Genomic DNA, 13,439 nt, shown 5'->3' on the forward strand with positions numbered 1-13,439 from the left:
AACGAGCTTAATATGGCCTGGGGTTGGGAGTTATCCAGCCCAGCGCCATGGCCAGCAAAATAAGTACCAGCACCAGTACCGAGTGCATCACCCTGCGACCAAGAAAACGCGACATTTGCTTTTGCTCCGGGTTATTGCGCAGCATAATGAACCCGGCGCGAAACAAGTTAAACACAATAAATAGTAGTAGCGCGATGATAATAAGTTTCAGCAACATCCTTTTCGATCTCCGGTTGGCGTGCAATGCGGGTTAAATTGTTTGGCCGTTATTTCGGCATTCACAAAGTGTGGTTGCTAATTACTCTGACGGTTTTTGCTATTTTAATCAAGCTGGGGTATTGGCAGCTGCAGCGTGCCGCTGAAAAAACCATTCAGATCAGTCAGCTTGAACAGTTGCAGCAGCAAGGTGCTATTAACTGGCATCAGTTGGCCGTGCTGTCTGCAACCGAAGCTGACGGTGTGCTTTTTGCCGGCGAGGGCCGCTGGCTGGAGCCCTATGTCTGGTTGCTGGATAACCAGATTGTCGATGGCAAAGTCGGTTACGATGTGGTTATTCCTGTACAGTTTACTGAAAAAAGCAGGTTATTACTGGTCAACCTGGGTTGGGTTGCCGCTGGCAGTAACAGAGCGGTGTTGCCGGAATTGGTCATTCCAGCACAGTTGCAATTAAATGGCCTGATTCGCAGTAAAGTGGGTGGGTTTCGGCTTGGGCCTAATACCGAGGGTGAAGGCTGGCCACAACGCATCCAGCAGCCTGAACTTAAACAAATGCTGGCTCAGTTACCCCGGCCTGCTTTTGAACTGCTGTTATATCAACAGGGTAGCAGTCCGTTCTTACCGCACTACCAGGCAGTGGTCATGCCACCTGAAAAACATCATGGTTACGCCTTTCAATGGTTTATGCTGGCAGTCGCCGTTATCGCAGTGGCCCTTGCCGCTGCCCGGCGCAGCGGGAGAGAAAATGAATAAAAATAAATTTTTGCTGTTGTTTATCCTATGTTGTGTGTTGCCGCTGGCAGCGGCAAAAGTGGTTTTGGAGCTGGGCTGGTTTAATCCCGGCTCATCCAGTAAAGGCCACTGGCTGGAACAGGAGATTTTTTTACTGGACAATATCAGCGGCCAGAAGAAGCACTGGCGCATAGTGTTGCTGGCTGATGCGACGTGCGACCAACAGTGTAACAACGCCCTGCATACCGTAAAGCAGCTATATATTGGTTTGGGGCGCAAGCAAGAACAAGTACAGCCAGTGGTAGTTGGTCGCTTGAAGGAGCCAGAGGCTTACCCGATGTTTATTCAACAACAGGCACTGGCGGTTGATGTGAGTTCATTGCAGCAACAGATTTTATTGGTTGATCAGAAAGGCCTTGTATTGCTCAGTTATGCCATGCCAGAACAAGAAGAGCAGATGGCAGAGACTGCCCGCAATATCCGTTATGACTTATTAAAATTATTGAATTATGACAGGACCAGTGTATGAGCAAACACAAATGGCTGGTATCGATTACCTTGCTGCTAACTATGGTAGTTATTCTATATGGCGCTTTTACCCGTTTAACCGATGCGGGTCTAGGTTGTCCGGATTGGCCAGGCTGTTATGGTTTCTTAAAAGTGCCGCAGAAACCGGCTAGTATTGAAATGGCCGCTCAGGCATTTCCGGAGCGACCGCTAGAGCCACAGAAAGCCTGGAATGAGATGATCCACCGTTATCTGGCCGGTACACTCGGTCTATTGATAGCCGCGATATTTATTTCCAGCATTGCCACTAAACGCCGGCAACCCCGTGTTTTGCCAACAGCGCTATTGGTGCTGGTTATATTTCAGGCTGCGTTGGGTGCCTGGACGGTAACCATGAGCCTGCTGCCGATCGTGGTGCTGGCTCACCTGTTGGGGGGCTTTACGCTGTATTGTTTATTGGCGTTGTATTGGCTGCAGCTGTCACCGCAGTGGCGGGTGGCAGAACCTAAACTGATAAAGCTGAAACCACTGGCAGTTGTTGCTGCTGTTGTGGTGCTGCTGCAGATTGGCCTCGGAGGCTGGACAGCGGCTAACTATGCTGCTTTGGCGTGTATTGAGTTACCCATTTGTGAAGCCGGCTGGGTAAGCAGGTTAGCATTAGATGAGGCCTTTGATTTGCATCTGGGCTATAGTAATTATGAGTATGGCGTAATGTCAGCGGAGGCTCGTCAGACCGTGCATGTGTTTCACCGCTTCGGGGCTTATATCACGTTGGCAGTGGTCAGCTGGTTTGCTGTTGCGCTTTATCGACAAGCCGGGACCAAGTTAATGCAACGCTTTGCTGTAGCACTTGGCCTGGTGTTATTGTTGCAGTTTGTGTTAGGCCTGCTTAATGTGTTGTTGCATCTGCCTCTGGCCAATGCTGTGGCACACAATTTTGTAGGCGCAAACTTATTAATGATCATGGTGGCTGTGCTTTATCAGCTATACCGACCGGCTAGCAAGGAGGCATAAATGGCAGCAATTATGGCATCACGACACCTTATGTCGCGCTGGCGCGATTATCTGGAACTAACCAAACCTAAAGTGGTGGCGCTGTTAGTACTGACAGCCTGGGTAGGTATGATGCTGGCATCACCAGGTTTACCTGATTTGGCCATAGTGCTATTGGCAACGGTGGGTATTGGTTTGTTATCGGGGGCGGCAGCGGCGCTTAATCATGTGGTAGATCAACGGATAGACGCTCAGATGGCCCGCACGCATAGCCGGCCTGTTGCCAAAGGCCGGGTAAGTTCGCAGCAAGCTATTGCATTTGCCTGCGCGCTGGCATCGACCGGTTTCGTTTTATTGTATTTCGGGGTTAACCCGCTAACGGCATGGCTTACGTTGTTAAGCCTGTTTGGCTATGCGGTGGTGTATACGATGTTTTTAAAACGGGCAACGCCGCAAAATATTGTGATTGGTGGTTTGGCCGGGGCAATGCCACCGCTGCTGGGCTGGACGGCGATTACCGGTGACATTCATGGCTATGCGTTGTTGTTAGTGATGATCATTTTTGCCTGGACGCCACCGCACTTCTGGGCGCTGGCGATCCATCGCCGTGACGACTACGCCAAAGTGAATATGCCGATGCTGCCAGTGACGCATGGTATTGAGTACACCAAAAGCGCTATTTTGCTATACACCGTGGTGTTATGTCTGGTGTGTTTGCTGCCTTACATAGTCGGCATGACCGGCGCGGTGTATTTGCTGGGTAGTACTCTACTCAATTTGCGCTTTCTGCAATACGCCTGGAAACTTAAGTTTCATGCCGACAGTAAAACGGCCATGGCAACCTTTAAGTTTTCCATTGTTCATCTGATGCTGTTGTTTTTAGTGTTGTTAGTGGATCATTACTTTAAGGTGTCGCCATTTTATGTTTCGTAATGTCATTGTGTTAGTGCTGTCGGCTGCAGCAGTCGTCGCCGGTGTCATGTTGTATTTACTGTGGCAACATCAACCCTTACCACAACATGCCCTGGTGTATCCGCAGCCACGTAATCTGGCTGATTTTGAGCTGATAGATCAGGACAATATGCCGCGCAGCCGAGCCGATTTAATGGATAAGTGGACCCTGGCATTTGTTGGTTATACCTATTGCCCGGATATTTGCCCGCTAACGTTGGCTAAGCTGGCTGGGGTGCACGCCGAGCTGGCGGCGAAAGTCGGGCAGCCGTTGCAAATTTGGTTTGTTTCAGTTGACCCGCAGCGCGACACGCCAGAGCAGTTGAAGCAGTATGTTGATTATTTCAGGCAGCCGGCGTTAATCGGTCTAACCGCCGGCCATGACCAGCTTTTTCCGTTTGTGCGTCAGTTGGGATTAATGTATGCGATGAGCAGTACGGCTGAGCAAGATTATCTGGTCGATCACAGTGCCTCGGTGGTGTTGATTAATCCGCTTGGCCAGGTAGCGGCTATGTTTAAGCCTGAGATGGCACCCGGCGAAGTGCCGCTGGTAAGCGGTGAGCAATTGCTTGCCGACTTCCCATTAGTGCTCAATCAGTTGCAACGCCGTTAATTTAGCCACTGCTGGGAGTACCAGTAGAAATAACCTCTTTTACTCAGTGACGGCGCTGTGCAGTTATAGCGGCTGCGGCCGCGGTTTACCGGTTTGCTGGCGGTGACTTCAAAGGTTTGCTCATCCAACCATTTTGGTTCCAGTGTTTCGGTGCCCGCATAGCAGCGCAGTTGACTGGGCAAAAAATCAGCCACCTCCAGTTTCAGTCTTAAGGTGGGTGGGTTAGCTGTTATCTGCTGATCCGCGGCTAAATAGTCTGTGATATTAAAGGCCAGGGTACGTAATTTCTGAGCCAGATTAGCCAGGTCGGCGTACTGACCGGCTGCCGGATAACGGGGGATCCGCGTTAAGCGGGTTGCCGGGCCAATAGCTCCCGATTGCTGCCCTATACCAATAAAACCCAGCTCGGCCACTAACGCTTCCAGCTCATTATTAAACTCGCCATAGGGATAGGCCAGCCATTGGTGGTTTTGGCCTGTCTCTTCTTTAATACGCCGCTCGGCATCTAAGATATTCTGCTGTATCCGCACTCGCCATTGTGCCGCAGTCTCACCTGGTTCCCGCTTGGTCATATGCTCATGATTCATGGCATGGTTAGCAACCAACACGCCATCGGCAGCCATTTTTCTGACCTGCTCCCAGCTAAGTACCGGGCCCACCCGGTTATCAATGCTGCCAGGGCTGATAAAAATGGTGTAGGGGTAGCCAAACTCCATCAGGATAGGGTGGGCGGTGGTGTAGTTGTTTGCAAAACTGTCATCAAAGGTAAGCACCACCGCATTGTCGGCGATGGCTTTGCCAGTTTGCAACTGGTCTATCAGAACATCCAGACCGATAACCTGAAAGTGGTTATCTTTTAAATACTGCAGGTGCTGGCGCAGCTCATCCGCGCTAACGCTGCTAACCCTGGGAGTATCGTCAGCAACGTGGTGATAAATTAACATTACAGCAGCCTGCGCTGGCAGCATTAAGTTAAATAGCAGGCAAATAACGCAAAATAAACGCATAAAAAACCCCGGAAAATGAATAACCAGGGTTGTTATACCATAACCAGCCATCGGCTTAGTAGTAGGAGTGCTCACCACGCTGGTGCTCGGTAATGTCGCGCACACCATTTAATTCGCCACTAAAACGGGCCAGCAACTCCTTTTCGATGCCTTCTTTCAGGGTTAAATCGACCTGGGAACAACCGTTACAACCACCGCCGAATTGCAGCACGGCCACACCATCGTCGGTTAATTCCATTACCGACACCCGGCCGCCATGGTTGGCCAGTTGCGGATTAATTTCAGCGTCGATCACATACTGCACCCGCTCCATTAAGGGGGCATTGTCATTCACCTTGCGTACCTTGGCATTCGGCGCTTTTAAGGTAAGCTGTGAACCCATTTGATCGGTAACAAAATCAATTTCTGCATCCACTAAAAACGGTTTACTCTCGGCATCGACAATAGCATTAAAGCCAGTAAACTCAACTTGGATATCGGTCTCTTCAACTGCATCCGGCGGACAATAAGATACCCCACACTCCGCCTGAGCCGTGCCTGGGTTGACCACAAATACCCGGATACTGGTACCGGCAGCTTGTTTTTCCAGCAGCTTTGCAAAATGGGCTTGCGCCTGGTCTGAAATAGAAATCATCTTAGTACCTGACTAAATTACTAGGTTAATGTGTATCATACTCTGAGTCGATTGCTGATGCCAGCCCTGCTTGAGTTTTGCTGCGCTTTCTGGCTAACTGGGCGCGCAAAATTTTTAAGGAAACAGGCATGAAACTGAGTGTAGTGGTTTTTTTCGCACTCTGGGCCCTAACGGCGCAGGCGCAGTATTTTAATGAGCCGGTAGACACTACGCTACCATCACCACAACAAACTTTGGGCCACGCAGTGGGAGACTGGCACGCCCGGCATGATCAAATTCAGCGCTACTTTGAGCTATTGGCCAGCCGCTCTGACCACGCTATGCTGGAAGTGATTGGCTACACTCATGAACAGCGGCCTTTACTGCAACTGGTGATTTCTTCACCTGATAATTTACGTCGGCTGGATGATATTCGCCAGCAACATCTGGCACAGGCAAAAGAAGAAAAGGCTATCGCCAGTGATGCACCGGTAGTGATTTGGCTGGGTTACGGTGTGCACGGCAACGAGCCCAGCGCTGCGAACGCCTCGTTGGTGCTGGCGCATTACTTAACCGCAGTGAAAACCGAAGAAGTTACTGCCTGGCTGGATAAAGCAATTATTCTGATCCAGCCCAGTTTAAATCCGGATGGCCATGACCGTTTTGCGCTATGGGCCAATATGCACAAAGGTATTAAGCCGGTAGCCGACCCGCAGCATCGCGAACATATTGAACCCTGGCCAAATGGCCGGCCTAATCATTATTGGTTTGATTTAAATCGTGACTGGTTATTGCTGCAGCATCCGGAAAGCCAGGCACGCATAGCTCAGTTTCAGCAGTGGTTGCCGAACGTGGTGGGAGATTTCCACGAAATGGGCACCAACAGCAGCTATTTTTTCCAGCCGGGTATTCCCAGTCGCAATTATCCGTTAACCCCCAAACAAAATTTTGAACTGACCGCGGCTATAGCAGAGTTTCATGCCGCTGCGTTTGATGCCCGTGAACAACTGTATTATACCGAAGAAAGTTTTGACGACTTTTACGTTGGTAAAGGCTCTACCTATCCCGATGTAAACGGCAGTATAGGTATTTTGTTTGAACAAGCCAGCAGCAGAGGGCATTTGCAGGAATCGATCAATGGCTTGCTGAGTTTTCGCGATACTATCCATAACCAGTTTACTGCCTCGTTGTCGACTATTCGTGGTGCGGTGGCGAAGCGAACAGACTTACTGCAATATCAGCAGCAGTTTTATCAAAACGCCTTAAGCAAGGCCAGAGCTGACAAGGTAAAGGGTTATATGTTGTTGGATGACGGCGATAAAAGCCGTTTGCATGCGCTGCTGGACCTGTTACAACGTCATCATATTGCAGTGTACCCACTGAATCGTGACTGGCAGGACGACGATACCAGGTATCTGGCTGGAAAAAGTTATTTTGTGCCATTGCAGCAAGCTCAGTATCTGCTGATCAAAGCCGCATTTTCCACTGAAAAGAATTTTAAAGATAATACCTTTTATGATGTATCTAGCTGGACCTTACCCTACGCATATAATATCGAGTTTAAAGCCGTAAGCCGGGAGCCGGGTAGGGCGCTTGCCAGCGGGCAGTGGCAGTTTGTAGCCTCGCCAAAGCAGCCATTGCCAGCCGGTGCCTATGCTTACGCATTTAATTGGCAAGATCAGCAAGCTCCTTTGTTGCTGCAGGCACTGCTGACAGAAGAACTCGTCGTGCGTTCGGCGTTGCGTAGTTTTAGTGGCCAAACCCATGACGGTACCGTGCAGTTTCAGCCCGGTGCCATGATGATCGCTGCTGGTTTGCAGCAGCACAGTGACTGGTTTGCCCGTTTGCAGCGGTTACAACAGCAATATCCTATTCAGATACATGCTATTCGTACTGGCCTGACCCCGGAGGGTAGTGACCTGGGCAGCCATAATTTTGCGGTGATTAACAAGCCAGAAGTGTTGCTTATTGCCGGGCCTGGCATTAATTCTACCGAAGCCGGCGAAGTCTGGTACAACCTGGAGCGGTTGGCCGGTATCTCTCCGAGCATGGTGGAACCAGAACGGTTACGCCGAATAAACTTAAGTCGCTATACCCACATTATTTTACCTGATGGTAATTATCGGCAATGGCAGGATGGCGACATCGCTCAGTTGAAACAATGGGCCGAGCAGGGCGGTGTGTTATGGGGCCACAAAGGTGGGGCGGCCTGGTTGGCTAAAGTCGGATTGCTGCAAGCCGGCGTCTGGCAGAGCAGTGATATGCAGCAGCTGATCCCGCAACAAAATTTAAATTATGCTGACCGGGAAGCATTGTCGGCCAGACAGCGCATTGCCGGCGCTATTTTCAGTGCGGAGCTGGATTTAAGCCATCCATTAACCTTTGGTATTCCCCGCGCCAGCATGCCTTTGTTTAAGAACAGTACCCTGTTGTTGCAGCCAAGCAACGCGCCCTTTATCAATGTTGGTTTGTATAGTAAAGACCCACATCTGGCCGGCTTCACTGCCAGTGAGTATGTGCCGAAAATAGCCCAGGGCGCGGCACTGCTGGCGCATAATCTGGGTCGGGGGCGGGTGGTTGGTATGACAGACAACCCGGTGTTTCGCGGTTACTTTTTTGGATCAAGCCGCATACTGGTCAATGCGATGTATCTGGGAAACAGCTTCAATACACCGCTTCAGGCGGAATAATCCGCTGGTGTCGTTACCGCCAGGGTCCAGACACTGATAGTGCTAACCCCAGCCCGGCGCAACAGCTGGCTCAGGGCATTAGCCGTGGCGCCGGTGGTAATAACATCGTCAATCAACGCGATATGCTGAGGCAGGGGCGCGTGTGGCATTTTTAACTGAAAAGAACGGCGTAAGTTGTGCAGTCGCTGACGCCGGCTCAATCCCCGCTGACTAGGGCTGGCTCGTTTACTAAACAAGCTTAATACAGGCAACTGCAGCTGCCGGGCCAAGGCTTCAGCTAATGACTGCGCCTGGTTAAAGCCGCGTTGGCGCTGTTTTCGCCAGTGCAGAGGCACATATGTTATGGCTTGCGGCATTGGCATGCCATTCGCCTGACAATGCAACAACAACAACACCAGCTGTTGTTGTAGTAATTGCCCGGCGGCCAAATCGGTGTGGTATTTCCATCTGGGTATCCAATGCTGATAAGGTTGTTGATACACCGCCAGCGCTACTAACCTGTCAAATTTAGCACCGGCTAAGCCGCGTGCTATCGCCGGTAACAACAGTAAATTGTAATGACATAGCTGATAAGGCAACACGGGCAACGCTTGCCGGCAATACATGCAAAGCTGGCTGCCAGGCTGGGATAACGGTAAACTGCACCACATGCAGCTGCCTGGCAGCAAATAGTGCCAGCTTTGGCGCAAGACATTACCGATAAAGTTAAGCATTATTTTAATACCTTGGATACATAAAAATAGCATGGCAGAGATTAGCAATACTGACAAACCCGTTTTGGTATTACTGCATGGCTGGGGCGTTAATCAGGGCGTTTGGCATACCTTGCTGCCAGATATCGCAACTGGTCGCCGGGTACTCACGTTGGATATTCCCGGCTTTGGTCTGGCCCGGGACACGTTACAGCCTTACAATTTTGATACTGTGGTCGCCCGGTTAGCAGAGCAAATCCCTGACAATAGTCTGGTTTGCGGTTGGTCATTGGGTGGCTTACTGGCAATCGCGCTGGCCGAACGTTATCCTGCCAGGGTAGCGCAGTTGGCTTTGGTTGCAGCCACACCCTGTTTTTTACAACAAGCTGGCTGGCCAGGCATGAAAGCTTTGGTTATGCAGCAGTTTGCCGAGTCGTTACAGCGTAACTTAGCGCAAACCATCAGCCGGTTTCTGGCTATTCAAGCCATGGGTTCGCTTAGCGCTAAAAGTGACGCAGCAGCACTAAAGCAGGCCATTGCCGACTATCCACAGGCCAGTGTTGAAGCACTCAGCGCCGGGCTGAGCTTTCTCAGCAGCCAGGACTTACGCCAAAGTTTTGCCAGGTTAACGCAGCCGGTAGTCGGCTGTTTTGGCGCGTTGGATTCTTTAGTGCCGGCAGCCGTACTCCCGGCATTACAACAATTGCAACCTAAGGCTAAGTTCAACGTGCTGGCAAAAGCGTCACATGCGCCTTTTATTTCTCACCGGCCAGACTTTCTGGCCTGGCTGCTTGGCTGGCTGGCAGCAACCGACCAGGCTTCTGCCTAATCGCCTTTCTTTTTTAGTGATTATGGTTAATAATTAACCATTGGGTTGATGTGAGGAGGCAATGATGGAGATTCAATCAGCATTTAATGCCGGTTTGCAAGGATTTCAACGTGCTTCAGCCGGTGTGACTGAGGCGACGCTTGATATTAACCGGCAGACCAGCAGTAACCAACAGCAAGCATCTGACACTGAGTTGCGCCAGGCTCAAGCGCCAGAGCAGGTTCAGCCAAGCCAGCGGCAGGTGCCATCGGTAGAGCAGAGCTTAGTGCAGTTAACCAGCGAGTCGCGTAATGCAGAAGCCAATGTGCGGTCTATTCAGGCTGCCGATGAAGCACTGGGTACTATTATTGATGTCCGGGTGTAAGTCTTATGCAAATTACCTCGTATTATCCTAACGTCAGCATTAACACGGCAAACCCGTCGACCGAGTTAGCCCGCCGTGATATGCAACGGCGCGAACTGGTAGAGCCAGTGCGTGAGTTGGATAAAGGTAAAGCAGAACGCGCGGTAGCCACTGAAGAAAAAGGCCGTGGCAGCAGTTCAGCGCCAGGCACGGGCAACTATGACGTTAATGGCAAAACAACCGAAACTCAGCAGGCTGTTGAGGGGCGTTCAGAGCAATCAGGCCAGAATAACCCTGAGCAGCAACAAGCCGACGAGCAGCAAAAGCAGCAACAACAGGCTGAGCAGCAAGAGTTAAGAGAGCTGCAGGCGCGTGACCGTGAAGTGCGTAACCATGAGCAAGCCCATGCCAGCGTGGGTGGCCGCTATGCTGCATCGCCCAGTTACACCTATCAGCAAGGACCGGATGGCCGACAGTACGCCATCGGTGGTGAAGTACAAATTGATATAGCACCGGTGTCAGGCGATCCACAGGCCACTATCCAAAAGATGCAGCAGGTTAAAGCAGCTGCATTGGCACCGGCTGAACCCTCTTCTGCTGATCGCCGCATTGCTGCCGAAGCCAGCCAGCGCCAGATGCAGGCGCAAGTAGAACTGGTTGCAGAAAAAACCGCACCAGCAGAGGCAAAGGTTACGAAAACGGCTGGACAGGTTAACGCCTTGCAATCCAGTGAGCCCAGTACTGCCATCGATAACTCCCAAATCCGCTACGATACCGAGAGTATTGCTGCTACCAGCCCGGCAGCGGGTTTAGTTTTCCCCGAGTTTGATACCCTGGCCCAGATGCAGCGACGCAGCCAGGTCATTAGCCAGTTTTATCAACTGGCTACCGAGCCCGCACAACGGCCGCTGCGCCAACAAGCCTAAAGCGTCAACTCCGTTACTTCTTAAATTTAGCCAGCGCGTCAGCAAAAGCATTACCCATAGCGGCATTGGCAGGCTCTGGTTTTGTTGCTTTAGCTGCTGGCCGGCTGGCTTTAGCGTTTTGCTGAGTTGCTGCTGGTTTGTCCTGCGCCTTCAGTGGTGGCTGTTCGTCCAGACGCATGGTAAGGGCGATCCGCTTGCGGTTAATATCGACTTCTAACACCTTCACTTTGACGATATCACCTGCTTTCACCACCTGGTGCGGATCACTGACAAACTTGTCGGTTAATGATGAAATATGTACCAAACCATCCTGATGCACACCGATGTCCACAAAGGCACCAAAGTTGGTAACGTTGGTAACCACGCCTTCCAGCAGCATACCTGTTTTCAAGTCTTGTAAGGTTTCTACACCATCTTTAAAGCTGGCAGTTTTAAATTCGGGTCTTGGGTCGCGCCCGGGTTTATCCAACTCTTTTAAAATATCGCTGATGGTAGGTAAACCAAAATGCTCATCAACGAAGGCCGCCGGGTCAATACTGTTTAAAAAACTGCTGTTGCCTATCACAGCAGTGACCGGTTGTTTGGCGCTAGTCAGGATCTTTTCCACCAAGGGGTAGGCTTCCGGATGCACGGCTGAGGCGTCTAACGGGTTTTTACCATTGTTAATTCGTAAGAAGCCGGCAGCTTGCTCATAAGCCTTGGGGCCAAGGCGCGGTACTTTTAGCAGCTCTTTACGTTCGTTAAAACGGCCATTTTCATCGCGATATTGCACAATGTTCTGCGCCAGGGTTTTATTTAAACCGGCTACCCGTGCCAGCAAGGCTGCAGAGGCGGTGTTCAAATCTACACCCACTGCAGTAACGCAGTCTTCTACGACGGCGTCCAGCGAGCGTGTTAGCAGGCTTTGATTCACATCATGCTGATACTGGCCTACACCTATGGCTTTAGGTTCAATTTTCACCAGCTCGGCTAACGGGTCTTGTAAGCGCCGACCAATAGATACGGCGCCGCGCAATGATACATCCAGGTTAGGAAATTCCTGCGCGGCCAGCTCTGACGCCGAATAGATTGAAGCGCCGGCTTCGGAAACCATCACTTTACTCAGGCTGTCGTTATTGACGGCTTTAATTACCTCGCCGGCCAGCTTATCGGTTTCACGCGATGCAGTACCATTACCGATGGCAATCAGTTCAACCTTATGTTGCTGGCATAACTGGCTGAGGGTGCGTACTGATTTATCCCACAGGTTTTGCGGCGCATGCGGGAATATTGTTGTGTGGGTAAGCAATTTGCCGGTTTCATCAATAATGGTGCATTTAACGCCGGTTCGCAGACCCGGGTCCAGCGCCAGGGTGCGGCGCATGCCAGCGGGGGCGGCCATCAGTAAATCAGCCATATTGCGGGCAAACACTTTAATAGCTTCCAGCTCAGCTCGTTCACGCAGCTCGCTTAATAAATCATTTTCAAGATGCAAATGCAGTTTTACTTTCCAGGTCCATTGCACCACGGTACGCAAAAAACCATCAGCCGGCCGCTGTAGCTGACGGATATTAAAATGCTCTGCCACCATTTGTTCACACAACGCATGGGCGGTTGCTTCATCACTGTCTGGCAGCAGCTGCAGCTGTAACACACCTTCATTGCGGCCTCTGAACATGGCCAGCGCCCGGTGCGACGGGATATTTTTCCATAATTCGGTATGGCTGAAGTAGTCACGAAACTTAGCGCCTTCTTGCTCCTTACCACTAACGACGGTGCTTTTTAATACCGCATCACGGCTAAGCTTCGCCCGTAACCGGGCCAGCAGAGTAGCATCTTCAGCAAAGCGCTCCATTAAAATAAACTTAACCCCGTCCAGTACTGCTTTAGTGTCAGCAAAGCCGGCATCGGCATTCAGATAGCCGGCAGCTTGTTGCTCGGGGTCCAGCTCTGGGTTGGCGAAAATCGCCTCGGCCAGCGGCGCCAAGCCAGCTTCAATCGCCATCTGGCCTTTAGTGCGTCGCTTTGCCTTATAGGGCAGATATAAATCTTCCAGCCGGGTTTTATTATCAGCAGCCAGAATGTCACGCTCCAGCTCCGGGCTAAGCTTACCTTGTTCGCCAATGGTTTTTAAAATAACCTGACGTCGCTCTTCCAGCTCACGCAGGTAATTCAGTCGTTGATCAAGTAAACGTAATTGGGTATCGTCCAGCGCACCGGTTACTTCTTTACGGTAGCGGGCAATAAAAGGCACAGTTGCGCCTTCGTCTAATAGAGCGATGGCAGCAGCAACCTGTTCAGGTCTGGCAGAGATCTCGCTGGCAATTTGTTTAACAATCATTGACATA

The 13,439-nt window shown here is 50.9% G+C and carries 14 protein-coding genes; 9 read left to right on the forward strand and 5 right to left on the reverse strand.

Annotation, left to right across the window (positions count from 1 at the left end; translation table 11 throughout):
- Positions 1–7: 7 nt before the first annotated feature.
- Positions 8–244 (reverse strand): DUF2909 domain-containing protein, encoded by a 237-nt coding sequence (locus WG68_RS14855; RefSeq protein WP_268753178.1) that lies wholly within the window; start codon positions 242–244, stop codon positions 8–10.
- On the opposite strand from WG68_RS14855, the gene WG68_RS14860 reads away from it, so the two are divergent.
- The 5 genes from WG68_RS14860 to WG68_RS14880 are packed head-to-tail and all read left to right on the forward strand — an operon-like array spanning position 244 to position 4,012.
- Positions 244–969, forward strand: coding sequence for an SURF1 family protein (locus WG68_RS14860; protein ID WP_046558503.1), 726 nt, complete (start codon positions 244–246; stop codon positions 967–969). The genes WG68_RS14855 and WG68_RS14860 overlap by 1 nt on opposite strands.
- Positions 962–1,477, forward strand: coding sequence for a hypothetical protein (locus tag WG68_RS14865; RefSeq protein WP_046558504.1), 516 nt, complete (start codon positions 962–964; stop codon positions 1,475–1,477). The genes WG68_RS14860 and WG68_RS14865 overlap by 8 nt, the downstream gene beginning before the upstream one ends.
- The gene (locus WG68_RS14870) at positions 1,474–2,469 is read left to right on the forward strand and encodes a COX15/CtaA family protein (protein WP_046558505.1); all 996 of its coding nucleotides are present in this window, start codon (positions 1,474–1,476) and stop codon (positions 2,467–2,469) included. The genes WG68_RS14865 and WG68_RS14870 overlap by 4 nt, the downstream gene beginning before the upstream one ends.
- Entirely contained in the window at positions 2,470–3,381 is a 912-nt protein-coding gene (gene cyoE, locus WG68_RS14875) for a heme o synthase (RefSeq protein ID WP_046558506.1), read from the forward strand.
- A complete protein-coding gene (locus tag WG68_RS14880; RefSeq protein WP_046558507.1) occupies positions 3,371–4,012 on the forward strand; it encodes an SCO family protein in 642 nt (213 codons plus the stop codon). The genes cyoE and WG68_RS14880 overlap by 11 nt, the downstream gene beginning before the upstream one ends.
- Here WG68_RS14880 and WG68_RS14885 read toward each other — a convergent pair.
- Positions 4,009–5,019 (reverse strand): polysaccharide deacetylase family protein, encoded by a 1,011-nt coding sequence (locus WG68_RS14885; protein ID WP_046558571.1) that lies wholly within the window; start codon positions 5,017–5,019, stop codon positions 4,009–4,011. The two genes, WG68_RS14880 and WG68_RS14885, sit on opposite strands and share 4 nt — an antisense overlap.
- Before the next feature lie 55 nt (positions 5,020–5,074).
- On the reverse strand, positions 5,075–5,653 hold the full coding sequence (gene nfuA / locus WG68_RS14890; protein WP_046558508.1) for a Fe-S biogenesis protein NfuA: 579 nt from the start codon (positions 5,651–5,653) through the stop codon (positions 5,075–5,077).
- A gap of 128 nt (positions 5,654–5,781) precedes the next feature.
- Here nfuA and WG68_RS14895 point away from each other — a divergent pair, with 128 nt between their 5' ends.
- Complete coding sequence (locus WG68_RS14895; RefSeq protein WP_046558572.1) at positions 5,782–8,322, forward strand: M14 family zinc carboxypeptidase; 2,541 nt, start codon at positions 5,782–5,784, stop codon at positions 8,320–8,322.
- On the opposite strand, the gene WG68_RS14900 is transcribed toward WG68_RS14895, so the two are convergent.
- Positions 8,310–9,035: a ComF family protein gene (locus WG68_RS14900; protein WP_046558573.1), complete on the reverse strand. Its 726-nt coding sequence runs from the start codon at positions 9,033–9,035 to the stop codon at positions 8,310–8,312. The two genes, WG68_RS14895 and WG68_RS14900, sit on opposite strands and share 13 nt — an antisense overlap.
- Positions 9,036–9,066: 31 nt before the next feature.
- Between WG68_RS14900 and bioH the strand changes: the two genes are divergently transcribed.
- The 3 genes from bioH to WG68_RS14915 all read left to right on the forward strand — a co-directional run bounded on the left by bioH (position 9,067) and on the right by WG68_RS14915 (position 11,112).
- A complete protein-coding gene (gene bioH, locus WG68_RS14905) occupies positions 9,067–9,843 on the forward strand; it encodes a pimeloyl-ACP methyl ester esterase BioH (RefSeq protein WP_046558509.1) in 777 nt (258 codons plus the stop codon).
- 61 nt (positions 9,844–9,904) lie between these two features.
- Positions 9,905–10,207: an excinuclease ATPase subunit gene (locus WG68_RS14910; RefSeq protein ID WP_235357749.1), complete on the forward strand. Its 303-nt coding sequence runs from the start codon at positions 9,905–9,907 to the stop codon at positions 10,205–10,207.
- A 5-nt stretch (positions 10,208–10,212) separates the two neighbouring features.
- A complete protein-coding gene (locus tag WG68_RS14915; RefSeq protein ID WP_046558511.1) occupies positions 10,213–11,112 on the forward strand; it encodes a putative metalloprotease CJM1_0395 family protein in 900 nt (299 codons plus the stop codon).
- Positions 11,113–11,125: 13 nt separating this feature from the next.
- On the opposite strand, the gene WG68_RS14920 is transcribed toward WG68_RS14915, so the two are convergent.
- On the reverse strand, positions 11,126–13,438 hold the full coding sequence (locus tag WG68_RS14920; RefSeq protein WP_046558512.1) for a Tex family protein: 2,313 nt from the start codon (positions 13,436–13,438) through the stop codon (positions 11,126–11,128).
- Position 13,439: the final 1 nt, after the last annotated feature.

Origin of the sequence: Arsukibacterium ikkense (assembly GCF_000987775.1) — a bacterium.
In the GTDB taxonomy this organism is placed as follows: Bacteria; Pseudomonadota; Gammaproteobacteria; order Enterobacterales; family Alteromonadaceae; genus Alishewanella; species Alishewanella ikkense.

What these genes read in the sequence shown, in the direction of transcription:
- WG68_RS14885 (WP_046558571.1), bottom strand. Translation starts at nt 5,019, where the DNA reads ATGCGTTTATTTTGCGTTATTTGCCTGCTATTTAACTTAATGCTGCCA.
- WG68_RS14860 (WP_046558503.1), top strand. Translation starts at nt 244, where the DNA reads ATGCGGGTTAAATTGTTTGGCCGTTATTTCGGCATTCACAAAGTGTGG.
- WG68_RS14880 (WP_046558507.1), top strand. Translation starts at nt 3,371, where the DNA reads ATGTTTCGTAATGTCATTGTGTTAGTGCTGTCGGCTGCAGCAGTCGTC.
- WG68_RS14870 (WP_046558505.1), top strand. Translation starts at nt 1,474, where the DNA reads ATGAGCAAACACAAATGGCTGGTATCGATTACCTTGCTGCTAACTATG.
- cyoE (WP_046558506.1), top strand. Translation starts at nt 2,470, where the DNA reads ATGGCAGCAATTATGGCATCACGACACCTTATGTCGCGCTGGCGCGAT.
- bioH (WP_046558509.1), top strand. Translation starts at nt 9,067, where the DNA reads ATGGCAGAGATTAGCAATACTGACAAACCCGTTTTGGTATTACTGCAT.
- nfuA (WP_046558508.1), bottom strand. Translation starts at nt 5,653, where the DNA reads ATGATTTCTATTTCAGACCAGGCGCAAGCCCATTTTGCAAAGCTGCTG.
- WG68_RS14900 (WP_046558573.1), bottom strand. Translation starts at nt 9,035, where the DNA reads ATGCTTAACTTTATCGGTAATGTCTTGCGCCAAAGCTGGCACTATTTG.
- WG68_RS14910 (WP_235357749.1), top strand. Translation starts at nt 9,905, where the DNA reads ATGATGGAGATTCAATCAGCATTTAATGCCGGTTTGCAAGGATTTCAA.
- WG68_RS14895 (WP_046558572.1), top strand. Translation starts at nt 5,782, where the DNA reads ATGAAACTGAGTGTAGTGGTTTTTTTCGCACTCTGGGCCCTAACGGCG.
- WG68_RS14920 (WP_046558512.1), bottom strand. Translation starts at nt 13,438, where the DNA reads ATGTCAATGATTGTTAAACAAATTGCCAGCGAGATCTCTGCCAGACCT.
- WG68_RS14915 (WP_046558511.1), top strand. Translation starts at nt 10,213, where the DNA reads ATGCAAATTACCTCGTATTATCCTAACGTCAGCATTAACACGGCAAAC.
- WG68_RS14865 (WP_046558504.1), top strand. Translation starts at nt 962, where the DNA reads ATGAATAAAAATAAATTTTTGCTGTTGTTTATCCTATGTTGTGTGTTG.